18 protein-coding genes and 4 pseudogenes are annotated in these 21,900 nt (G+C 63.3%); 9 read left to right on the forward strand and 13 right to left on the reverse strand.

Annotated elements, in window-relative coordinates:
* Positions 1-9: 9 nt before the first annotated feature.
* From ACVT6V_RS30660 to ACVT6V_RS30680, 5 genes are read right to left on the reverse strand one after another with little or no spacing between them, the layout of a single operon-like run.
* Positions 10-1,050, reverse strand: coding sequence for an MCE family protein (locus tag ACVT6V_RS30660; protein ID WP_005201339.1), 1,041 nt, complete (start codon positions 1,048-1,050; stop codon positions 10-12).
* Positions 1,047-2,213, reverse strand: a complete 1,167-nt coding sequence (locus tag ACVT6V_RS30665; RefSeq protein WP_005201337.1) for an MCE family protein — start codon at positions 2,211-2,213, stop codon at positions 1,047-1,049. The genes ACVT6V_RS30660 and ACVT6V_RS30665 overlap by 4 nt, the downstream gene beginning before the upstream one ends.
* Complete coding sequence (locus ACVT6V_RS30670) at positions 2,210-3,061, reverse strand: MlaE family ABC transporter permease (protein ID WP_006369842.1); 852 nt, start codon at positions 3,059-3,061, stop codon at positions 2,210-2,212. Before ACVT6V_RS30670 ends, ACVT6V_RS30665 begins: the two co-directional genes overlap by 4 nt.
* A gap of 57 nt (positions 3,062-3,118) precedes the next feature.
* Positions 3,119-3,934, reverse strand: coding sequence for an MlaE family ABC transporter permease (locus ACVT6V_RS30675; RefSeq protein ID WP_005201333.1), 816 nt, complete (start codon positions 3,932-3,934; stop codon positions 3,119-3,121).
* Positions 3,931-5,703, reverse strand: a complete 1,773-nt coding sequence (locus ACVT6V_RS30680) for a GMC oxidoreductase (RefSeq protein WP_005201331.1) — start codon at positions 5,701-5,703, stop codon at positions 3,931-3,933. Before ACVT6V_RS30680 ends, ACVT6V_RS30675 begins: the two co-directional genes overlap by 4 nt.
* Before the next feature lie 249 nt (positions 5,704-5,952).
* Between ACVT6V_RS30680 and ACVT6V_RS30685 the strand changes: the two genes are divergently transcribed.
* The gene (locus ACVT6V_RS30685) at positions 5,953-6,561 is read left to right on the forward strand and encodes a TetR/AcrR family transcriptional regulator (protein WP_005201328.1); all 609 of its coding nucleotides are present in this window, start codon (positions 5,953-5,955) and stop codon (positions 6,559-6,561) included.
* Between the two features lie 543 nt (positions 6,562-7,104).
* On the opposite strand, the gene ACVT6V_RS30690 is transcribed toward ACVT6V_RS30685, so the two are convergent.
* Complete coding sequence (locus ACVT6V_RS30690) at positions 7,105-8,121, reverse strand: helix-turn-helix domain-containing protein (protein WP_005195135.1); 1,017 nt, start codon at positions 8,119-8,121, stop codon at positions 7,105-7,107.
* A gap of 100 nt (positions 8,122-8,221) precedes the next feature.
* Here ACVT6V_RS30690 and ACVT6V_RS30695 point away from each other — a divergent pair, with 100 nt between their 5' ends.
* The 5 genes from ACVT6V_RS30695 (at position 8,222) to ACVT6V_RS30715 (ending at position 12,999) form a co-directional block, all read left to right on the forward strand.
* The gene (locus ACVT6V_RS30695) at positions 8,222-8,542 is read left to right on the forward strand and encodes a 2Fe-2S iron-sulfur cluster-binding protein (protein WP_005195134.1); all 321 of its coding nucleotides are present in this window, start codon (positions 8,222-8,224) and stop codon (positions 8,540-8,542) included.
* 25 nt (positions 8,543-8,567) lie between these two features.
* A complete protein-coding gene (locus tag ACVT6V_RS30700; RefSeq protein WP_005195133.1) occupies positions 8,568-9,959 on the forward strand; it encodes a cytochrome P450 in 1,392 nt (463 codons plus the stop codon).
* Positions 9,956-11,155, forward strand: coding sequence for an NAD(P)/FAD-dependent oxidoreductase (locus tag ACVT6V_RS30705; protein ID WP_005195132.1), 1,200 nt, complete (start codon positions 9,956-9,958; stop codon positions 11,153-11,155). The genes ACVT6V_RS30700 and ACVT6V_RS30705 overlap by 4 nt, the downstream gene beginning before the upstream one ends.
* Positions 11,152-11,826, forward strand: a complete 675-nt coding sequence (locus ACVT6V_RS30710) for a transglutaminase-like domain-containing protein (protein ID WP_266063774.1) — start codon at positions 11,152-11,154, stop codon at positions 11,824-11,826. Before ACVT6V_RS30705 ends, ACVT6V_RS30710 begins: the two co-directional genes overlap by 4 nt.
* A 114-nt stretch (positions 11,827-11,940) precedes the next feature.
* Positions 11,941-12,999, forward strand: coding sequence for a BtrH N-terminal domain-containing protein (locus tag ACVT6V_RS30715; RefSeq protein WP_370530226.1), 1,059 nt, complete (start codon positions 11,941-11,943; stop codon positions 12,997-12,999).
* A gap of 349 nt (positions 13,000-13,348) precedes the next feature.
* Here ACVT6V_RS30715 and ACVT6V_RS30720 read toward each other — a convergent pair.
* From ACVT6V_RS30720 to ACVT6V_RS30730, 3 genes and pseudogenes are all read right to left on the reverse strand, one after another.
* Positions 13,349-13,548 (reverse strand): annotated as a pseudogene (locus ACVT6V_RS30720) (TetR/AcrR family transcriptional regulator); the annotation flags it as partial.
* Between the two features lie 354 nt (positions 13,549-13,902).
* Positions 13,903-14,544 carry a Mu transposase domain-containing protein gene (locus tag ACVT6V_RS30725; RefSeq protein WP_026920504.1) on the reverse strand — a complete coding sequence of 214 codons (642 nt, stop codon included), beginning with the start codon at positions 14,542-14,544 and terminating at the stop codon, positions 13,903-13,905.
* The gene (locus tag ACVT6V_RS30730) at positions 14,534-14,896 is read right to left on the reverse strand and encodes an integrase core domain-containing protein (protein WP_338855981.1); all 363 of its coding nucleotides are present in this window, start codon (positions 14,894-14,896) and stop codon (positions 14,534-14,536) included. Before ACVT6V_RS30730 ends, ACVT6V_RS30725 begins: the two co-directional genes overlap by 11 nt.
* A 46-nt stretch (positions 14,897-14,942) precedes the next feature.
* Between ACVT6V_RS30730 and ACVT6V_RS30735 the strand changes: the two are divergent.
* Together ACVT6V_RS30735 and ACVT6V_RS30740 are read left to right on the forward strand one after the other, a co-directional pair.
* Positions 14,943-15,913: pseudogene (locus tag ACVT6V_RS30735) on the forward strand (IS3 family transposase); the annotation flags it as partial.
* Between the two features lie 136 nt (positions 15,914-16,049).
* A pseudogene (locus ACVT6V_RS30740) lies at positions 16,050-17,303 on the forward strand (IS30 family transposase); the annotation flags it as partial.
* Between the two features lie 31 nt (positions 17,304-17,334).
* Here ACVT6V_RS30740 and ACVT6V_RS30745 read toward each other — a convergent pair.
* Both ACVT6V_RS30745 and ACVT6V_RS30750 read right to left on the reverse strand, forming a co-directional pair.
* The gene (locus ACVT6V_RS30745) at positions 17,335-18,273 is read right to left on the reverse strand and encodes an IS3 family transposase (RefSeq protein WP_211541884.1); all 939 of its coding nucleotides are present in this window, start codon (positions 18,271-18,273) and stop codon (positions 17,335-17,337) included.
* Entirely contained in the window at positions 18,270-18,560 is a 291-nt protein-coding gene (locus tag ACVT6V_RS30750) for a transposase (RefSeq protein ID WP_005195137.1), read from the reverse strand. Before ACVT6V_RS30750 ends, ACVT6V_RS30745 begins: the two co-directional genes overlap by 4 nt.
* Before the next feature lie 145 nt (positions 18,561-18,705).
* Here ACVT6V_RS30750 and ACVT6V_RS30755 point away from each other — a divergent pair.
* A pseudogene (locus ACVT6V_RS30755) lies at positions 18,706-19,047 on the forward strand (integrase core domain-containing protein); the annotation flags it as partial.
* Positions 19,048-19,643: 596 nt separating this feature from the next.
* Here the strand turns inward: ACVT6V_RS30755 and ACVT6V_RS30760 are convergent.
* A protein-coding gene (locus ACVT6V_RS30760; RefSeq protein WP_085949120.1) for an IS3 family transposase occupies positions 19,644-20,782 on the reverse strand; the annotation gives its coding sequence in 2 pieces (ribosomal slippage) (positions 19,644-20,512 and positions 20,512-20,782; 1,140 coding nt in all).
* Positions 20,783-21,063: 281 nt separating this feature from the next.
* Positions 21,064-21,813 carry a TetR/AcrR family transcriptional regulator gene (locus ACVT6V_RS30765; protein WP_026919816.1) on the reverse strand — a complete coding sequence of 250 codons (750 nt, stop codon included), beginning with the start codon at positions 21,811-21,813 and terminating at the stop codon, positions 21,064-21,066.
* Positions 21,814-21,900 lie beyond the last annotated feature (87 nt).

Consider the following 21,900-nt stretch of genomic DNA (forward strand, 5'->3'; position numbering starts at 1 on the left):
TTGTCTCCCTCACTTACAGCGCCGAGCTGGGACTTGGACCATCGGTGTGTCCGCATGTCCGCCGTCGAGCGTCGGATAGCGGATCGCGAGGCCGCACACGAAGAAGTTCACAAAACTGCCGTAGCCCGACGACCTGCCCAGAAGCCGATAGGCCTCCGGCATCTTCGCGAGCAGCATGTTGATCGTTGAAGTGTTGCTGTTCAGGTTCTGGGCCAGACCGCGCAGATGCTCGATGTCGGAGGTGAGATCGGGGCGGGCTCGGGACAGCAGCTCGTCGAGCTCGGTGGTCGCGCCCGCGATGTTCGTGAGGCCGTCGGCGATCAGCCGGCGATCACCGGCAAGCTCGGAGACCAGCTCCTGCAACTGGACGACGACGCTGCCGAAGGCCTCCCGGCGATCCGCTACCGTTACGAGCACGGTGTTCAGATCGGTGACCACCGATCCGATCGTCGCGTCGCGATCGGCGATGGTTTCGCCGAGTTCACCCATTTGGGTGATCAGATCGCTGATATCGGCTGTGCGGCCGTTGAGTACCGAGACCAGCGCAGCGGACAGCTTGTTGGTCTGCTCTGGATTCACCCCGGTCAGTAGGGGTTTGAACCCGTTGACGAGTGCATCCATGTCGAGAGCCGGCTTGGTCTGCGATACCGGGATCACGCTGTCGGCTGACCGCCTCCTACCCACGTCTCCGGGGTCGGTCTTCAGCTCGAGGTACCGATCACCGATCAGGTTCTTGTACCTGATGTAGGCGTTGGTGGTGGTCGTCACCGGGATGTGGGAGTCGACGTCCATACGGACCTCTGCTCCCAGACCCGTCTGCGCAGCCGCACCGGAGTCCACGATGTCCACATCGGTGACCTTCCCGACCACCACACCGGCCACCTTGACGTCGTCGCCGGTCCGCAGGCCGGATGCGGACATGAACTGAGCGCGGAAAACCGTTGTCGGACCGAAACGCAGGTCGCCGACGATCACGAACAGAGCCGAGGTGATCAGCGAGCTGACAGCGAGAAAGATCCCCAGCTTGATGGCCGGTCCGGTGATTGTCATTTCGTCATTCCGTAGATCATCGAGGCGAACGGGTTTCCGATGACGTCTTCGATCGACTTCACATCGCGGTACGCGTGACTGCCGTCGTCGAAGTCGACGTGCCCCGGCCCCTTTTCGCCGGGTGCGCGCGGGTAGCCGTAGCAGCTCGGTCCCGCCGTTCCTGCCGTGTGTTCGGGCGCGTCGATGCCCGGTCGGTATGGCGGGTCGCCGATGAGCAGGGTGCCGACGATGTCGAGGCCCGGTCTCGCTCCGCCGAACGCCCGCTCGAGATATTTGCGGCTCGTGTTCAGTCCGTCCAGGAAGCACGGGTAGATCGGTCCGTAGTCTCCGAGCACCTGCGCCGGCGGCGCCAGGGCGTCGGCGGCCTTCACCAGTGGCGTGCCCGCGTTAGTCATGAACCGGTTGCCGGTGTTCCCGAACTCGGTGAAGCTCAACAGGAACGCAGTCAGCTGCGACTGGTTCTCCACAATCGTCTTCGAGGTGGTGGTGAGGTGACGGACGGTGGCCATCAGGTCCGGTGACAGTCCGGCGAATGTGTCGAGATTGTCCGCACCGAGCTCGAGATCCCGTTGCAGAGTTGGCAGTGACTTGTTGAAGGTCGCGAGGTAGGTGTTCACCGAGTCGACCAGCTCGCCGAGCTTCTCGCCCCGATCGACGGTGCCGGTCTGCACAGCGGTCAGGGTTGCATTCACCCGCGCCGGGTCCACACGGTCGAGAATTCCGACAAGCAACTCGAAAGTGTCGTAGACCTCGACCGGCGTTTGCGAGGTGTCGATGGTGGCACCGGCGCTCAACGTCGATGCCGCCGGCTGCTCCGGCATCGTCAGCGCGACGTACTTGCGGCCGAAGAGCGTGGTCGGCTCCATCTCCGCCCGGACGTTCGTCGGCAGATCGCCGAGCTGGTCTTCCTCCACCGCCAGCTCGATGCGAGCGTGATCGCCGTACACGTCGACAGATGCGACACGACCGATCACTACGCCGTACAGCTTGACGTCCGATCCAGGCACCAGCAGCAGCCCCGTGCGCGGGGCGTTCAGGTAGATGGACCCGGTGGCCTGGAACCTGCCGTTGTACGACATCAGCGCAGCCACGACGACGCCCACCACCACGGCGAAGGCGACGAACGCGTACAGCAGGTGTTGTCTGCGTGAGTGTTCGATCATCCCGACACCCGCACAGTCGCGTGGACGCCGCCGTACAAGGCGATACCGACGATGAAGTCGACCATCATGATGATGATCAGTGACGTGCGGACGGCGTGGCCGACAGCGACGCCGACCCCGGCCGGTCCACCGCTGGCGTTGTAGCCGTAGTAGCAGTGCACCGCCATCACGGCGACCGCCATGACGATCACCTTCAACAGTGAGATCGCGATGTCACCGGGCTGCAAGAACAGCCGGAAGTAGTGGTCGTAGGTGCCCGGCGACTGGTCCGACAGGAACACGCTCACGAACTTGGTGGCGGCGTACCCGGTGAAGAGGGCGATCGCGTACAGCGGCACCACAGCGGCGAGTCCCGCCGCGATCCGCGTCGACACCAGATAGGGCAGCGACTGAACCGACATCACCTCGAGCGCGTCGATCTCCTCGCTCACGCGCATGGCACCGAGTTGCGCAGTGAAACCGGAGCCCACCGTCGCCGTGAGTGCGACGCCAGCAATGACCGGGATCGCTTCGCGGGTGTTGAAGAAGGCGGAAATGAAGCCCGACATCGCTTCCACACCGACGCGCCCCAGTGAACTCGATCCCTGTTGACCGACCTCGTATCCGGCTGCAGCCGTGAGGAATCCGATGATCACGACGGTCCCGCCGATGATGGCGAGTGCACCTGCGCCGAGCGACACCTCAGCTAGCAGGCGCAAGGTCTCGCGACGATAGTGGGTCATCGCCTTGGGTACCGCCCGCAGCGCCACCCCGTAGAACGCCAGTTTCTCTCCGAAGGATTCGGCGGGCTTCAGCGCCTTCCCGGCGTCCAACCGGTCGGTCAGTCGCCGCGACGGTTCGGTGGGCATCTGAGTCGATGTCAACGTGGTCCCTGCTCTTGTGTTCGCGCAGTCATGTCGAGGCCTTCAGTGCAGTGCGAGCGTGGTGATGACCGCGTTCGCGAGGAACAGCAGCACAAAGCTGAAGACAACGGTCTGGTTCACGGCGTCGCCGACACCCTTCGGTCCGCCTCCCGCGTTGAAGCCGAGATGGCAGGCCACCAGTGCGGCCAGCAGACCGAAGATGCCGGCCTTGAGCTCGCTGATGAGTAGGTCGGGAATTCCGGTGAGGATCGGGATCGCGGTGATGTATTGACCCGGCGTGGCACCTTGGAGGAAGACGCCGTACACGTATCCCCCGGCCAGGCCGATGGCGGTCACCAGGCCGTTCAGGAACACCGCGACGCCGCAGGAGGCGATCACGCGCGGAACTGCGAGTCGCTGGATCGGGTCGATACCGAGCACCTTCATGGCGTCGATCTCTTCGCGGATGGTGCGCGAACCGAGATCGGCGCAGATCGCGGTGGCACCTGCGCCCGCGACGACGAGAACCGTGACGATGGGTCCGATCTCTCGGATGACGGCCACACCCGCGCCCGCACCGGACAGGTCGATCGCACCGATCTCGTTCAGCAGAACGTTGATCTGGAACACCACCATGACGCAGAACGGGATCGACATCAGCATGGTCGGGACAATCGATACGCTCGCGATGAACCACGCCTGCGCCACCAGCTCACGCCACTGGAAGGGACGCCGTGGGAGCATCTTGACGATGCCCCAGAAGGTGAGGAAGAAGTCGCCGACCATTTCGGTACCGTGGCGCGCCTTCTTGAGAACCGGTGCGAGCGTTGACGATTGGCGTCGTTCCGGGAGCGCTGTTTCGGGGGCGAGTGCGCTCATCGGGCGTCGGAGCTCTCACGCGTTGCGGCCCGCGAGATCTTCTCGTCTGCCACTCGACGGACAGGAATGATGGGCAGTCGCAGCGCTCCAGGCGCCGAGACCGGCACGATCGGCGACCGGGGTTCGGTGGGCTCGATGCGCCGATAACCCGAACCCTGGATCGGGCGAAGGTCCTTCTCCCCCTTGTTCGGCCACAACGCGGCGGCCCGCTCGGCCTGAGCAGCTATGGTCAGCGACGGGTTGACGCCCAGATTCGCGGACACGGCCGAACCGTCGACCACACTCAGCGACGGATAGCCGTACACGCGGTGATATGGGTCGATCACACCGTTGTCCTCATCGTCCCCGATCACGCATCCGCCGAGGAAGTGTGCGGTCATCGGCACGTTGAACACCTCGCCCCACGTTCCGGCGGAGGTGCCGCCGATCTTCTCGGCGATGCGCCGCGTGGCTTCGTTGCCCGCGGGGATCCAGGTGGGATTGGGCTCGCCGTGCCCCTGCTTGCTGGTGAGCCGGCGACCGAACAGACCGCGCTTTGTGAAAGTGGTGATCGAGTTGTCGAGGTTTTGCATCACCAGTGCGATCACGGTCCGCTCGCTCCAGCCCTTCACCGCCAGGACACGTGCTGTGGCGAGTGGATCCCGGAGCGCGACGCCGATGAATCGCAGCCATCGCGGCAACCGTCCGTCGCCGTCGGTCATCGGCGCCTGCAACAACCCCATCGCGTTGGAGCCCTTGCCGTATCGGACGGGTTCGACGTGGGTGTCCGGCGTGGGGTAGAACGACGACGTGATCGCCACGCCCTTGGTGAGGTCGAGGGATTCGTCGACGCGGTAACGGGTGGCCCCGAGGATCGACTCGGAGTTGGTCCTGGTCAACTCGCCCAGTCGCGTCGAGAGCTCAGGAAGGCGGCCGGAGTCCTTGAGCTTGTGCAGCAACTGCTGGGTACCCCAGGTACCCGCCGCGAAGACGACATTGTGAGCGGTGAACGCCTTCTCGCGCTTACGAATCCAGGCACCGGTCTTGACTGTGTCGACTGTCCAGGAGCCATCGGGTCGCTGACGCACGTCGGTGACGGTGGTCAGCGGATTCACCACCACTCCAGCGCGTTCGGCGAGCCCGAGGTAGTTCTTGAGCAGCGTGTTCTTGGCACCGTGACGGCAACCTGTCATGCACTCGCCGCACTCGATGCAGCCGGTGCGATCCGGTCCGACCCCACCGAAGTAGGGATCCGACACGGTACGACCGGGCTCGCCGAAGTACACCCCGACCGGAGTCTGGACAAACGTGTCGCCGACACTCATGTCGTCGGCCACCGACCGGATGATCTCGTCGGCAGGCGTCATGTGCGGGTTGGTGACCACGCCCAGCATGCGACGCGCCTGGTCGTAGTAGGGCGTCAGCTCGTCTTCCCAGTCTGTGATGTGCGCCCACTGCGGATCGCCGAAGAATGCTGATCCCGGCTGGTAGAGGGTGTTGGCGTAGTTGAGAGAGCCCCCCCCGACTCCCGCCCCGGCCAAGATGACACAGTCGCGAAGTAGGTGGATGCGCTGAATCCCGTACGCACCCAGCTTCGGCGCCCACAGGAATCGTCGAACGTCCCAGCTGGTCTTGGCGAAGTCCGCATCGTCGAATCTGCGGCCGGCTTCGAGAACGCCGACCCGGTAGCCCTTCTCTGCCAGGCGAAGGGCGGTGACGCTGCCGCCGAACCCGGAGCCGATCACCAGGACGTCGTAGTCGGTGTCTTTCTCGCTCGCCTCAGCGTTCATTGGATGCTCGCAATCGTCTGTGGGCGTGGGTATTACGTGGCTGATTGAGCCTCTACAGGAACACGTCCCTGTGATGACCGTGTGCCGGTCGCCGCTTCTGTCCGTCCTGGCCAAGCGGGGCGGTGCGGTCGGACACAGTGTGTTGACACTGTGAGATGAACTGTATTGTTTTTACACATAATTGCCTAATGTGTCAAACACTCAGGCGGGCGCCTTAGGCCTGCATGCCAATTCGGGCATGATGGACACATGGCTACGCCCCCGAGCTTCCACGACGAAGTACGCGACCTGCTGCGCGATCGCATACTCGACTCCGCTCGCGATCTCGTGGTGGAACGGGGATGGTCCGCGGTGAACATGTCCCGGGTGGCGCGCGAGGTCGGAATCAGCCGTACGACCCTCTACAACGAGGTCGGGACCAGGGATCAGCTTGCGGCATCGCTGATCGCACGCGAGGCAGACCGCTTCCTCCACGGGGTCGTCGAGGGCATCGCGGACGAACAGGACATCGTTGACGGACTCACAGCCGCCGCGGAGCGCACACTGACCCTTGGTGAGGACAACGAGCTTCTGATGTCGATCATCTCGGGCAGACTCCAGGGCGGCGAACTCCTGTCGCTGGTCACCGTCGACTCAGAGGTCGTCCTCGGGCGGGCGACGCAGGTGGTAGCCGATCAGATCCGTTCTCGGAAGCCCGATCTCGACGAATTCGCGCTGGAGTCGATCACCGAGATCTTCGTACGACTCACCGTGAGCCACCTGCTCCAGCTCCGGGGTTCGCGTGCCGAATCCGTCGTGCAGATCCACGCTGTCATTCTCGCCTTGTTCGCAAGCCCGCCAGCTCCCCCGGCGGGATGACGCGTGGACGGAACAAGCCAAGCCGAGCGCTTTGAGAACACTGATCCCCATCTTCGGGAATCGCTTGTGCAGCCAGGTGGCCAGCGCCATTCCCAGGGAAAGATGGCCTCACGCCGGTTGGTGCGTATCGCCCGGACAGTTCGTCGAGCGACGTCTTCGGGCTCCAGAACCGGAAACCACTGCGACATCCGGGGGTACCACCCCATGTCTGCATCGTTCCGTTCGAAGTAGTCGGTGTTGACCTCCGAAGGGCAGACGAGTGAGACTCCGATGCCATAACGACCGACTTCCTCGCCGAGACTGTTCGAGAACCCCACCATGGCGGCCATAACGGTGGCTAGAACGAACCGGCTGGTGTCCTCGGCGAGGCGGCAGACGTTGAGGTGTGGCTGAGAATTGCCGCGTAGGCGATGCTGGCTGACTTGTAACGACCGTGCGCTTCGGACGGGGCGGGCCCGGGTTACCGTATCGAAACGTTATGAACCAGTCGCGAAATTCGTTGTGGTGTAATCAGCTGACGCCCCGATTGGGCTGGTCGAGCATTCATGCGGCTGGCGGGCGTGCACGTCGAAGTCGAAACTGCGACGGGGAGCAGCCGACCCACCGAGCAAACGCATGAGAAAAGCTTGCGACGTCGCAGTACCCCAGTTCGGTAGCAATCTGGCCGATTCCGACGCCGGGATCGAGAAGTCGGAGGATGGCGTGCTCCTGCATGAATTGCTGTCGTAGGCGGCGCAGGGTGGTGCCCTCGGCGTGTAGGTGCCGTTTGAGTGTGCTTACCGATACCGACAGCTCTGCTGCGATCCGACTAGCGTTGACTCGAGCAGGGTCTGCATCAAACTGGGCTCGGACGCGCTGCGTGTACGAGTTGTGACGCCGCTGATCGCAGAGCCGTCGCAGTTCGGCGGTACCGATCCGGTAGGCGACGGGATCGGAAAAGCGGCACACCTCATGAAGCGCCTCGGCTGGTATGCGAACAAATGACGCTGGCGCATCGAAGACGACTCGATGCCCTATCTCTCCCACGTTCAGCGGCTCGGTCGGCGCCGGGCAGGTCAGGTGTAACTCTGCTGAGGACACATCTCCTGTGAGTATTTTCACCAGACGCAGAACGGTCAGGCCCCCATAAGTGACGGCAAAGCAGTCGGTACCCGCGCTGTCGGTGCGCCCTGCGAGACCGATGGTAAGACCACTGGCGCCATGATGAAAGTCCGCACTTAGCGCCGTCGAGATCAACGGCAGAAAACGAAGCAACTCGACGATGTCAACGACCGACCCGGCACTGACCAGCGGCAGGCTCAGTGGACCGAAGGAGGTCAGCTGAGCGTGCTCAGCGAATGCGAGGCCCAGCCGAAACCCGTCGTGCGGCCCCATCGTCGGATACACGTCATGAAACCATTGCATCGGCACCTGCGCTTCTTGCGTGATCAACGTTCTGAGGTCGGTGCCCTCCTGGGCCATTATCCGACCGAATGCGCTCGTCGCCTCCGTGCCCAGCGCACCGCTGTCGAGAAGCTGTGCAAACGCCAACGGGGGCACACCGGATTCACCGAGGGTCACGTGAGCCAGATTAACAACAGATTGCGACGTTCACACATGGATCGGTCGGGATCCGCACATTCACACTCAAGGGGAACCTCATACGTGCAAGGAGGTGGCCATGGCCACGATCACATACATCACCCACGATGGAGACGACTACGAAGCCGATCTCGTGGAGGGGAAGTCGCTCATGCAGACCGCCGTCGACGAAGCCGTCCCCGGCATCGACGGTGATTGTGGTGGCGAAGCGGCCTGCGGTACGTGTCACGTCATTGTCGACCCGGCGTGGATCAAGACCGTCGGGCGCAGCGGCGAGGGCGAGGAAGAGATGCTGAGCATGCATCCGGAACGGGAAGGAACCTCGCGGCTGTCCTGCCAGATGATCGCGACTGAGGAGTGGGACGGCCTGACTGTTCGCCTCCCGGAATTCCAACTCTGACCCGCAACGACGAAGGAATGCAATCATGAGCATCGCAGCCACCGTCGCCGAGAAGGCGCAATCAATGATCCCGATCGACCTTCAGATCCGGGGGGCGCATGTCTATGACAAGACCCGCCGAATCGTCACAAGGACCGACGGCCAGAAGATCTTCACCGAGACCCCGATCCCGCCGGTGGACGAGGTCGATCTCGCCGAAATCGACCTGAGTAACCCGTTCCTGTATCGCCAGGGTATGTGGCGCTCGTACTTCGAGCGTGTCCGCAACGAGGCGCCGGTGCACTTCCGTTCGGAGAGCCCCTTCGGTCCGTTCTGGTCGGTCACGCGACACGCCGACATCATCGCGGTCGACAAGAATCACGAGGCGTTCTCCGCCGAACCGTTCATCATCATCGGCAGGCCCCCGCGTTTCATGGACATCGCGATGTTCATCGCGATGGATCCGCCCCGGCACGACAAGCAGCGCGCCGCAGTGCAGGGCGTGGTGGCTCCGAAGAACCTTCGTGAGATGGAGGGGCTCATCCGCGCGCGCGTCCGCGAAGTCCTCGACGGACTCCCACTCAACGAGCCGTTTGACTGGGTCCAGACTGTGTCGATCGAACTCACTGCACGCATGCTCGCGACGCTACTTGACTTCCCTTACGACAAGCGGCACAAGCTGGTCGAATGGTCCGACCTCGCGACCTCGATGGAGCAGGCCAACGGCGGCCCCTCGGACAACGACAGGGTCTTCCGTGAGATGGTCGCGATGGCGCAAGGCCTGAGTTCGCTGTGGCGGGACAAGGCGGCACGTACCGTGGCCGGCGAAGAGCCTGGCTTCGACCTCATCACCATGCTGCAAAGCAACGAGGACACCAAGAACCTCCTCGACGATCGCCCCATGGAGTTCCTCGGTAACCTCGTGCTGCTGATCGTCGGCGGCAATGACACGACCCGCAACTCCATGAGCGGCGGAGTGCTGGCCCTCAACGAATACCCCGAGCAGTTCGAGAAGCTCAAGGCCAACCCCGACCTCATCCCCAACGCGGTGTCGGAGATCATCCGCTGGCAGACCCCTCTTGCTTACATGCGCAGGGTCGCCAAGAAGGACGTCATGCTCGGCGGCCAGTTCATCCGCAAGGGTGACAAGGTGGTGATGTGGTACGCCTCGGGCAACCGAGACGAGCGCGTCTTCGAGCGTCCAGACGAGCTCATCATCGACCGGGCCAACGCCCGCAACCACATCGCGTTCGGTTTCGGTGTACACCGCTGCATGGGCAACCGGCTCGCCGAGCTCCAGCTACGCATCCTGTGGGAGGAGCTCCTCCCTCGCTTCGACAACATCGAGGTGGTGGGTGAGCCGGAGTACGTGCAATCGAACTTTGTCCGTGGGATCAGCAAGATGATGGTTCGCCTGACCCCCAAGGGGGAAATGTGACGGCTGATCAGGTCGTCATCCTCGGCGCGAGCCACGCCGGCGTCCAACTCGCGGGCGCTCTCCGAAAGGAGAAATGGGCCGGGGATGTCTTGCTGATCGGCGACGAGGGCAGGCTCCCCTACCAGCGTCCACCGCTGTCCAAGGCATACCTGGCAGGTGCATCACAGCTTGATGACTGCGCGATCCGCGGACGTCAGTTCTACGACAAGCAGCGGATCGAGCTCGTGGACGGAACGGCGACGGCGATCAACCGTTCCGCGCACACTGTCACCCTCAACAGTGGAGACGTGGTGTCTTACGCCACGCTGGCACTGTGCACCGGCGCGCGCGCCCGCGCGCTGACCGTTCCGGGCGCCGAGTTGACGGGCGTCCACTACTTGCGCACCGCCACCGACGTCGAGGCCATCCGTGCCGCGGTGGTGCCAGGTTGCCGGGCCGTCATCGTCGGCGGCGGCTATATCGGCCTGGAGACGGCCGCCTCACTTCGAGCTCAGGGTGTGGACGTCACTGTTCTCGAGGCTGCGGAACGCGTGCTCGAGCGGGTGACCGCGCCGGTGGTCTCGAGGTTTTTCGACCGTACCCACCGGACCGAGGGTGTCGATGTTCGCACCAGCGCGTTGGTCGAGGGTTTTCGCGGGGAGGGGCGAGTCGAAGAGGTGGTGCTCGCCGACGGTGAGACCCTGGCCGCGGACCTCGTCATCGTCGGTGTCGGCATCATTCCCAACACGGATCTCGCGGTCGCCGCGGGCCTCGAGGTTGACGACGGAGTCATCGTCGACGACCATGCACGCACCAGCGACCCCGACATCGTCGCCGCCGGCGACTGCGTCAACCAACGGATCGCACGGTACGACAGGCGCGTCCGCCTCGAATGTGTGGCGGCCGCCACCGAGCAGGCCAAGGTCGCGGCAGCGACCATCTGCGGCAACGAAGCCGGTCTCACCGCGCTGCCTTGGTTCTGGTCCGATCAATACGATCTGAAGCTGCAGATCGCCGGGCTCAACACCGGGTACGACGAGGTACTGGTCAGCGGTGACCCTGACCACGACCGTGACTTCACCTGTTACTACTTCAACGACGGCGAGCTGATCGCCGCGGACTGCGTCAACAGACCCAAGGATTTCATGAACGCGAAGCGTACGATCGCACAGCGTTCGTCGCTCGACAGGTCCGAACTGATCGGAGCCACACCATGACCACATCACCCGCGGCAGCGGAAAGGCCGGCGGCGGCGCTCACAGCATCGACCTTCCTCGACATCCATCACGCGACCGTGCAGGCCTTCACCCAAGACGCGGTCGGCGACGCGGACACCGATCGCGAGAAGGCGCGGCGCCTCTTCGCCGCAGTCCGAGACCAGATCCGTTACGACCCCTACACCGTCTCTGACAAGCCCGATCATTACCGGGCCAGCCATGTCATCGAGTCCGGACGTGGGTACTGCGTACCCAAAGCGGTCGTACTGACAGCCGCGTTCCGCGCGGCAAACATACCGGCCCGGCTCGGCTTCGCTGATGTACGCAATCATCTGCAGACCGACGCGCTGCGCGAACTCATGGGAACCGACGTCTTCGTATATCACGGATACAGCCACGTCTACATCGAGGGGCGCTGGTTGAAAGCTACACCCGCGTTCAACATTGAATTGTGCACTCGATTCGGGGTCCCACCTATCGACTTCACCGGCGATCGCGACGCGTTGTTTCACGCGCACGCGGCGGACGGCTCCGCGCACATGGAGTACGTGCACGAACGCGGCGTCTACAACGACTTGCCCCTCGAGGAAATCCTGGCGGGCCTGCGGCATGCCTACGGCCCTCGGATCTTCTCGGGACGGCCAGCTCCGTCCGACGCATTCCGCGCATAGTGTGCGCTCCGGCGGGCTACCGCCGCAGGTTACTGCCCGCTCGAACACCCGTGCCACCACCTGTCGGCCAGATCCCGTCGCACAGTGTCCACCACCACTAGGGAGACCATGACAATGTCCGAGTCATTGCTCGACACCTATCCACACCGAATGGGCGGCCATTGCGGCTCCAGCGCGATGCGCGACTTGATGGAGTGGTCGGGACTAGGCTTCGACGGGCCACCGAACGAGGGTCTGGTGTTCGCTCTGGGCGGAGCACTCTCGCTCACGTATGTTCGCACCGACGCCCTCGTGCCGCCGTTGTATCTGGTAGGACGTGGTCCTGACTTCGAGATGGACCTCCCCCGCCGTCTCGGCGCTACGGTGGAGGTCCGGTCCACCGACGATCCCCAGCTAGGGTGGGATCTCGTCCGCGACGAACTCGACCGCGGCCGGCCCGCGCTCGTGTGGGCCGAAATTGCTGAATTGCCCTACCTGCGCGTTCAGTTGCGCATGAGTCGCCACGATATCGTCATAGTGGGCTACGACAGCGACGCAGAAATCGCTTACGTCGCAGACAACGATCGCGTCGAAATTCAACAGGTTCCCTTCGACGCGCTGGCGCGAGCCCGACGCTCGATGACCTTCCCCGAGCCGACCCGACATACGCTCTTCCGCATTGACTGGCCCGAGGCGCTACCGTCAATCGCCGTCGTGGCTGCGGAGGCGTTCGCGCAATCTGCGGCATGCATGCGCGCGCCCGCAGGATCCACGATCGCCGGCCCTGTCGAACACTCGGGGACACACGGAATAGACGCAGCCCTAGCACTATCCTCTGACGTGGTGCTCTGGCATGAGCTGCCCTCCGACGTGCTCGAAGTCCACCTATTCAGTCTTGGTGCATTCATCGAGAAGGCAGGTACGGGTGGTGGCCTGTTCCGACGACTACTCGCGTGTGGCTGCGACGAGATCGCCCGACTGACCGGCGATGCTGCAACCAGCGACCTTGCCAGAGATGCTCACCGAGCGGCTGCAGCATGGACATCAGTCGCTCAGGCGGCCGTACACAAGGGCTCGACCGCTGCTACCCGGCTCGACCACGTCATCGAGGCCGCGGCGGTTCTAACTGACACTGAGTCGAGCCTTGCCACCTCACTGGACTCCGCCGCCAGATCCCTAAGGTCCGCCGTTTAGAAGAACTGCCAGCACCGCATCGGTGAGTGGCTGGCCCTAGCCCGGCCCTTTCGCATCTGGATCGACTGAGGTGGGTCGCTACCGGAGTCCGACGGGGTGAACCACGAGATCGTGGGCATCAGTTCCTACGAGTTGATTCGGTCCTACTGGTCGCGCCAGACCTGGGGCCTGACTGGCTCGCCGGCTTCATCACCGGGGGCGACGTGATGACACTAGATCAGGTGGTAGACGACGAGTCGTTCGACCCGCCCATCCGACACTTGGACAAGTGCTCCTCGCGATAAGGAACACAGTTGTGATCAAATACTGAGGGCGGAGACTGGGGCGGCACCGTCTCTCGCGAGCGGGATCAGTCTAGTCCGAGGCGAGTGGCGAACGCGGGGTCGCCGAAGGGTCTGTCTCTGCGGAAGCGAACGCCCACTGTGGCCGCAGCGCCGTCAATGATCCCCCAGACGTCTGATAGAGGTGCGCGGAGAACAGGTCCTTGCTCATTCCATTGAGCCGACCGTGATCGATCCACCATTGGGTAGCTGATAGGCCCGCCCCAAGATGGATCATGTCGCACCCGGATGTCGCCGAGGCCGCGGTGAGGCCACCGGCACCCCCGACGACGACCTGACCGCAGGGAGCCGACGCGCCCGATTCTTGTGTTCCCACACCGTCACCGTGGTCCCAGTTCGAGGTTGCACGGCAATCCCGTCGGCGGCGAGCTCTTTCACGAGCGGGTACAGCCTTTTCCCGGCAGGTTCGCCTGCGATAGATACGCCGCCGCTCGACGCAGCACCTCGTTCTCCTGCTCAAGCAGGCGGATCCGCTTACGGGCCTCGCGCAGTTCAGCGGACTCGGTCGAGCGTGACGTGTGCGGTCTCAGGAGATGCGTGACGTCGTGTTCTCGGGAGATGCTTACCGGCGGTGGGGCCGGTGGGCGTTGAAGTTGCGAATGGTCTTGGTGGTGGTTCGTGCGTGCAGTGACAGTTCTCTGGCGCCGTCGAGCACTCGTAGGTGGTGATCGTCGACGATGATGGTGACGATGGTGCCGGCGTAGGTCGGACTGACTCGGAGGCGTTGGCCGGCCACCATGATCTGACCGCTCTTGGGAACCCGGCGCTGCACGCTCTGCGGCCCTGACGGTGGCGCAGGCGGCAGCGGGGTGCTGGCTTCCCGAACTCCGGTCAAGCGGCGAATATTCTCTAGGTCAAGAGGATTGGGTAGCGTCTTGATCAGGTGGGTGCCGTTGGTCGCGTGGATCAACTCGCCGTCGATCCGCAGGGTGACCCGGCTGCCGGCCGTCACGACGCCGAGGGCGAGTTCATGTCCACGAACAATGACGATGCCGTCGCGGTTCGCGGTCCGGTCGATCTCGATAGCTCGCGGCCGATGGGTGGCGGTGGAGGTGTCGAACGCGGCTTGCGCCGGTCTGGGCCGGCCCGGGCGGGTGCCGCGGGCGCGGAGTCGTTGCAGGTCTGCGGTGGTCAGCTTCGACCGGACCGTCTTGATCACGATGTCGTCGCAGATGATGTACACGCTCGACAGGTCAGCCCACATCACGACACTGCGCTGCGCATAGTTTCTTTCCGACCCACACCTGTTGCACACCGGCAATAGTCACTACACCGGACGGCGGCACGACAGTGTCGAACTCAATGGCGGAACTCGACTGATCGGCCACGGTTGGAGCTGGCCGAACGACTTCGGCTTCCGGTCGGATCTCGGCACCAACAGGCTTGCTGGGCATGGTGTCGGGATCGGTGCTGCGACTGCGGAACACGCTGGCAGGGGTGGCCATGTTCAGCGACTGATGCGGTCTGCAGGTGTTGTAGGCGTGGACCCATTCGTCGATAGCCGTTTGCGCGGTCTCGATGGTGTCGAAGGCGCCAGTCTCGTCGAGATGAATCACCCTAGGTTTGATGCCGTTTCCTTCTGAGTTAGGAAGGATGAGCGTTATGCCGAAGAAGATCGATCCAGAGGTCCGTGAGCGGGCGTTGCGGTTGTTGCAGACCCATGGTGGTGAGTATGCGTCGCTGACAGCGGCGGCCGAGGCTGTGGCCAAGCAGGTCGGCGTTGGGAAGGAATCGGTCCGCCGGTGGGCGGTGCAGAATCAAGTCGATACCGGGCAACGCCCGGGCGTGACCTCGGAGGAATCGGCCGAGATCAAGAAGCTCAAGGCCGAGAACCGGCAACTGCGTGAGGACGTGGCGGTGTTGAAAGCGGCGACGACTTTCTTCGCGGGGGAACTCGACCCCCGCAATCGATGATCATCGCGTTCATCGACACGATGCGAGCTGAAGGTGTAGCGGTCGAGTCGATCTGCCGAGTCCTGCGGGAGCAGGGTTGCCAGATCGCCGCACGCACCTATCGGGCCTGGCGTTCGCGTCGGCCCGCCGCACGCACCATCAGCGACGCCCAGACTGTCGATGCGGTGCGTGAGGTCGCGTGGCGGGTCGATCACCAGGGACGGCGGCGGCTCACCCCGGAAGGGCTCTACGGACGCGTGAAGATGCGTGCACTTCTGGACCGCACCAGCATGCCAGGGGTGTCCTACGGTGCGGTGGACCGCGCGATGAAGATGTTGCACCTCAATGGTATTCGTCGTTCCAAAGGTATCCGAACAACGATCCCGTCCACGGATGGAATCCGGGCCGGAGACCTGTTGAACCGCACGTTCTGTGCTGCCGAACCGAACCGTGTGTGGGTCACCGACTTCACTTACGTCCGAACGTGGTCCGGATGGGTGTACGTCGTGTTCATCATCGATGTGTTCTCCCGCAAGATCGTGGCCTGGCATGCCTCCACGAGCAAGGACGCCACCTTGGTGACCATCCCTCTACGGATGGCGCTATGGCAACGTGACCGCGATGGTCATCCTGTCAAAGATGGTGAGCTGATACACCATTCGGATGCAGGATCGCAGGGTGAATTCAACTGGTCGTCGCAACACCTTGATCTTGGAGGTGTTGGCTTTGGCTACAGCAGACTGGAGCAAGAAGACCAGCGATGCGCCCACGGGGGTTCGTCGGCAGTGGCGAGCTGATCGTGCGTTGCGGCCGGCGATGCGTTCGCCGGGCCGGCCCGAGCCGTCGCGGGCGGTGCGACGTCAGTTTTGGGGGTTGATCGCGACGGGGATGAGCACGGCGGAGGCGTCGGTGGCGGTCGGCGTGTCGGTGCCGGTGGGGTCGCGGTGGTTCCGCCACGCTGGCGGAATGACGCCACTGAGTCTGGACGAGCCGGCGGGTCGTTACCTGTCGTTCGCTGAACGGGAAGAGATCGCGCTGCTCCGCGCCCAACAGTGTGGTGTGAGAGAGATTGCTCGGCAGATCGGACGCAGTCCGGCAACGATTTCGCGTGAGTTGCGCCGCAACTCCGCTACCAGGAGTGGGAAACTCGAGTATCGAGCCTCGGTGGCGCAGTGGAAAGCTGAGCAGGCCGCCAAGCGCCCGAAAACAGCGAAACTCGTGGCCAACGTCGAGTTGCGGGAGTACGTGCAGGAGCGGTTGGCGGGCACTGTCCGTAGCCCCTACGGCACGATCGTCGCCGGCCCCACGCCGCCGCCGTGGAAGGGGCTCAACAAGCCGCACCGGGCCGACCGGCGGTGGTCTCTGGCATGGAGTCCGGAGCAGATCTCCCAGCGCCTGCGGGTCGATTTCCCCGATGATGAATCCATGCGCATCAGTCATGAGGCAATCTATCAATCCCTGTTCATCGAGGGCCGTGGCGCGCTCAAACGCGAGTTGGTGGCGTGCCTGCGGACCGGGCGGGCATTGCGGGAGCCCCGTGCTCGCTCACGCAACAAGCCGCAGGGTCACGTCACCTCCGATGTCGTCCTCAGCCAGCGCCCGCCTGAGGCCCACGACCGTGCTGTCCCCGGCCACTGGGAGGGTGATCTCATCATCGGTGTGGGTCGGTCGGCTATCGGCACTATTGTCGAACGGCGCAGTCGCGCAACGATTCTAGTCCATCTCCCACGCTTGCAAGGGTGGGGTGAGCAACCGCCGGTGAAGAACGGGCCGGCACTCGGTGGCTACGGCGCCATCGCGATGAACGCGGCACTGACGGCGTCGATAGCGGCGCTGCCGCAGCAGTTGCGCAAGACGTTAACGTGGGATCGCGGTAAGGAACTGTCCGCTCATGCCCAGTTCGCGATGGATACCGGAACGCAGGTGTTCTTCGCCGATCCGCATTCGCCGTGGCAGCGACCGTCCAACGAGAACACTAATGGGCTGCTGCGCCAATATTTTCCGAAGGGAACTGACCTGTCACGGTGGTCTGCAAACGACCTCGAAGCCATCGCATACACCCTCAACAACTGTGGTTCCCCCGGAATCGTGGAGGACTCCTCTATGCGGCTTCGGGCTCGGTGACTGCGGTGTTCTCGTAGTCGACCGGACTCATCATCCCGATCGCGCTGTGGCGACGCTGGTGATTGTAGAAGCCGTAGCACCACTCCAACACGACCGCCTGCGCCTCCATGATAGTATGGAACTCGTTGCGTGACAACACTTCCCACTCCAAAGAAGAGAAGAATGCCTCCGCTGCGGCGTTGTCGAAACACGATCCGACCCGGCCCATCGACTGCCGGATACCCATCTTCTGGCACAGCCTGGTGAACCGTCTCGCGGTGTACGTCGACCCACGATCGGTGTGGAAAATCAGCTTCTGCGCATCGTCATCACGCCATATCGCCTGCATGCCGCCCCGCGTGGCGACCGCCATCTCGATCGCCGCACACGCCAACGCTGCATCCGGGTGACGACTGGTGGCCGCCCCCAGCAGGCGGCGACTGTAGAGGTCGATGACCGTGGCCAGATACAGCTTGCCCGCCGCGGTCGGGATCTCGGTGATGTCGCCGACCCACCGCTGATCGGGGCACTGTGCGGTGAAATCGCGACCCAACAAATCGGGGAACTTCGGGGCGGTCTTGTCCTGACGGGTCAGCCCGTTGCGCCGGCGGATCCGCCGCGCGACCAGGCCCTGACGACACATCGAATCAGCGACAGTCTTCTCGGTCACCGTCCACCCGTCAGCACGCAGATCCGCATGCAGGCGCGGTGACCCGTGCAGGCCGCGGGCCTTGTCGAACGCCACCGCCACGGCCCGGTCGATGGTGTCCCGGCGATAGTCGCGGGTGGTGTGCAAACCCGTTGCCGCACCCGGCGATTGGGTCCGCTTATGCCATTTGTAGAACCACGCCTCGCTGACCCCGAGCAGCCGGCAGGACACCGCGTGTGGCACCCGATAGTTGGTCCTCTGGTCGGCGATAAAGCGTGCCACGCTCACTTCGTCGCCTCCTTCACCCACAGGACCACTGATCGCTTGAGGACATCACGCTCCATGCGCAGCTCGGCGACCTCGTCACGCAACCGTTTGAGCTCAGCAGCGTCATCAACGGTCAGCTCGCCGCGGCCCTCCCGCTCGGCGCGCGCCCGGTTGACCCAGTTACCCAAGGTGCCCTCGTTGACCCCCAGGTCTCGAGCGACCTGGGCGATCGGCTTACCTGTCTCCTCGACGATCCGGACCGCCCCATCACGAAACTCCCGGTCGTACTTCTTCCGCTTCTCTGGCATCGTGCTCCTCATTATCGATGCCTCTACGGTTCGGGGGGAACCTCAAACCGTCCCCGAAAGGCCCTCGGCTGGAAGACCCCCGCCGAAGTCTTTGAAGGACAGTTACACTCACTACAACAACCCGGTGTTGCATGGACCGATTGAACCCGCCCAGTACACGTCAACACGGTTGACGCAGAAACTCTCACTGGAGAGTATCTCTGCGTCGATCGGATCGGTGGGAGATGCCTACGACAACGCGCTGATCGAATCAGCGAACGGCCTCTACAAGACCGAGTGCATCCGCACGACGATCTTCCACCAGGGCCCCTACAAGACCATCGCCGACGTCGAGTACGCCACCGCAGCGTGGGTCGACTGGTACAACTGCAGCCGGCTGCACTCGAGCATCGGCCTGATCCCACCCAACGAGTACGAGGCCAGCTACTACGCTGGACTCACCACCGAGCAAACCCCCACATTGGAGGCGGCACAAAACTTGGGGTGATTCACCCGGTTGAAACTCGCCGCCCACGCACCCTACGTCGACCTCCTGCTCGACGGAATAGCCAGACTCGCAGTGCTTCCCGCGCCGGCCTGACCACCAGGCTCGATCCGATCATCGATCCAGAAAGGATGCTCCACCTCGGGACCGTGAACCCCGACGCCCACCGACGCCTCGGGCAACACGCCACGGCCCACACCCGGAATGCGGTCCTCAAACCACACCATCCGGACCACTCAACAAGGGACCGCCACCTCACGAAAGATTGAGGTTAGAGTGGTTGGCGGCCCAGAACCTTGATGGGCTCGGCGTGCCGGTGCTCCTTCAGCGCGAGAGTGAAGGCAAGCTCGGGGTTGCGACACAGCGTGCGAGACTGCACCGGAGAATGACTAGTTGTCGAGCTGACAACCAAGCGATTAAGCTGCGACAGGCCCGACGGCTGTGCTTTGCACACTGTCCGCCATGTCAACTTCCTTCATTTCGGCACTGATCGAATAATCCAGAAACCATTCCGGCATGGGGCACGACTTCGCGCGCTTTGTCCCAACTTCATAAGTTAGCCACGTATTGTGAGGGGGACCCGTTTGGTGGTCCAGTCGCTATGCGGCTTGGGATTGGTGGGTCGTGGTCCACTGTAGAGCGAATTCAGCGGGGCTGAGTTCGCCGTGGGCGCTGTGGGGCCTGGCGGTGTTGTAGTCGGTCCTCCAATCCTCGGTGATCACTTGGGCTTCGAGCAGAGAATCGAAGCGCCACGAGTTGAGCAGTTCATCGCGTAGTCGACCGTTGAACGATTCGATCCAGCCGTTCTGCCATGGCGAACCGGGGTCGATGAACAAGGCTCCGGTGCCGGTGAATCGGCACCAGTCGCGTACGGCGTGGGCGACGAATTCGGGGCCGTTGTCGAACCGCACGTAGACCGGCGCCCCGCGGGTCAAAGCCAGCGTGTCAAGGACTGCGACCACTTGGTCGGCGTCGATTGACCTGCCGATCTCGATGGCCAGACACTCTCGGGTGTACTCATCAATGATGTTGAGTAGCTTGATCGTACGACCATCAGCGAGGGTGTCGAATTGGAAGTCCATCGCCCAGATCACGTTCGGCCGGATAGGACACATCGCCCCTACGGTGACACCGACGCCGGTCAACCGCTTCTTTTTGCGGCGCTGGGGCACTCGAAGTCCTTCCTCACACCATAGTCGACGAATACGTTTGTCGTTGACCGCCCATCCGGATTTGCGTGCCATCTTCGCTGCTCGCCGCCACCCCCACCGGGGCCGGTCGGTGGAGAACCTGCGTAGCCAGGCCCTCAGCCTGGTGTCCTCGTCGTCCGCTGGTTGTGTCCTCAGGCGCATCGTCGAGCGGTGGATACCGACCACCGCACACGCCCGACGCTGAGACACCCCGAACCGTTCTTGCAGCACCGTCACGGCGCGGCGTTTACGGTTCGGGGTCAAAAGTTTCCCGACGACAGGTCCTTGAGCATGTCAATGTCGAGGGCCTGGTTGGCCACGAGCTTCTTGAGTCGGGCGTTCTCCGCCTCGAGTTCTTTGAGCCGCTTGGCGTCATCAGCTTTCATGCCGCCGTACTGGGCCAGCCAGCGATGCCACGTGGACTCCGCGACTTCGAGGTGCCGGCACACCTCGTCGAGTTCCTGACCAGCGGCGAGGAGCATATTGCCCTCGGCGAGCTTGCGGATGATCTGCTCCGGCGTGTGCCGGCGGCGCTTGTTCGATGTCATGACGTCGTTGATTCTTCCTGCTCGAACAATCGAGCAACAGAGTCCCACAACGACTGGACCACCCAGGAGGGCTCACCTCAGTCGCGCCAGACCTGGGGGCCTGACTGGCTCGCCGGCTTCATCACCGGGGGCGACGAGATGACACTAGATCAGGTGGTAGACGACGAGTCGTTCGACCCGCCCATCCGACACTTGGACAAGTGCTCCTCGCGATAAGGAACACAGTTGTGATCAAATACTGAGGGCGGAGACTGGGGCGGCACCGTCTCTCGCGAGCGGGATCAGTCTAGTCCGAGGCGAGTGGCGAACGCGGGGTCGCCGAAGGGTCTGTCTCTGCGGAAGCGAACGCCCACTGTGGCCGCAGCGCCGTCAATGATCCCCCACGACGTCTGATAAAGGTGCGCGGAGAACAGGTCCTTGCTCATTCCATTGAGCCGACCGTGATCGATCCACCATTGGGTAGCTGATAGGCCCGCCCCCAAGATGGAGGCCACTACGACGGCGACGAGGGACTCGTCGGCACCGACCGATTGGAGGCTACGGGCGAACTCGTCGGAAATAATATCCATTGCCGATCTCAGCTGATCCGCGGCCCCTCCCTCGCCGGACTCAGAATACTGAAACATGTGGTTCGTCATGAGGAAGCGGACGACCGCCGGATGCTCGTCGACCAATGACACGTATGCGGAGATCGCTGACCGGAAGAGCTCGTCGACGGAGTCCTGCTGTCCGGAGAGCAGAGTTGACTGTGCGGACTCCCACATCATCGAACCCAAACGTGCTGCCACAGCGGAATAGAGCCCAGCTCGGTCACCGAAATGGCGATAAAGCTTCGGCTTCGACGCCCCTGCCTCTTCCGCGAAGTCGTCCATGCTCACAGCGTCGCCAAACTTCTCGATCGCGCGTATTGCCGCGTCGACGAGTTCAGCCTTCACGATAGCGCGGTGGTCGTCCCAACGCGTGCTTCGTGCATCGCGCACACGACGTTGCACTTTCACCGGGGCTGCGGAGATTCGACGGACTACAGACATGACCCACCACGCTACCAGGATGGTTGACCGTCGCCCCAATAAGCACGTGGCGCACGCATGCAGTCGGCAGAGACATGGGTCGAAACG

It is taken from the genome of Gordonia sp. LMA167 (assembly GCF_058130025.1).

Excerpts from the sequence above, each read along its gene's own strand:
- ACVT6V_RS30710 (WP_266063774.1), top strand. The coding sequence starts at position 11,152 with ATGACCACATCACCCGCGGCAGCGGAAAGGCCGGCGGCGGCGCTCACA.
- ACVT6V_RS30685 (WP_005201328.1), top strand. The coding sequence starts at position 5,953 with ATGGCTACGCCCCCGAGCTTCCACGACGAAGTACGCGACCTGCTGCGC.
- ACVT6V_RS30675 (WP_005201333.1), bottom strand. The coding sequence starts at position 3,934 with ATGAGCGCACTCGCCCCCGAAACAGCGCTCCCGGAACGACGCCAATCG.
- ACVT6V_RS30765 (WP_026919816.1), bottom strand. The coding sequence starts at position 21,813 with ATGTCTGTAGTCCGTCGAATCTCCGCAGCCCCGGTGAAAGTGCAACGT.
- ACVT6V_RS30700 (WP_005195133.1), top strand. The coding sequence starts at position 8,568 with ATGAGCATCGCAGCCACCGTCGCCGAGAAGGCGCAATCAATGATCCCG.
- ACVT6V_RS30715 (WP_370530226.1), top strand. The coding sequence starts at position 11,941 with ATGTCCGAGTCATTGCTCGACACCTATCCACACCGAATGGGCGGCCAT.
- ACVT6V_RS30670 (WP_006369842.1), bottom strand. The coding sequence starts at position 3,061 with ATGCCCACCGAACCGTCGCGGCGACTGACCGACCGGTTGGACGCCGGG.
- ACVT6V_RS30725 (WP_026920504.1), bottom strand. The coding sequence starts at position 14,544 with ATGTGGGCTGACCTGTCGAGCGTGTACATCATCTGCGACGACATCGTG.
- ACVT6V_RS30695 (WP_005195134.1), top strand. The coding sequence starts at position 8,222 with ATGGCCACGATCACATACATCACCCACGATGGAGACGACTACGAAGCC.
- ACVT6V_RS30680 (WP_005201331.1), bottom strand. The coding sequence starts at position 5,703 with ATGAACGCTGAGGCGAGCGAGAAAGACACCGACTACGACGTCCTGGTG.
- ACVT6V_RS30665 (WP_005201337.1), bottom strand. The coding sequence starts at position 2,213 with ATGATCGAACACTCACGCAGACAACACCTGCTGTACGCGTTCGTCGCC.
- ACVT6V_RS30750 (WP_005195137.1), bottom strand. The coding sequence starts at position 18,560 with ATGCCAGAGAAGCGGAAGAAGTACGACCGGGAGTTTCGTGATGGGGCG.
- ACVT6V_RS30660 (WP_005201339.1), bottom strand. The coding sequence starts at position 1,050 with ATGACAATCACCGGACCGGCCATCAAGCTGGGGATCTTTCTCGCTGTC.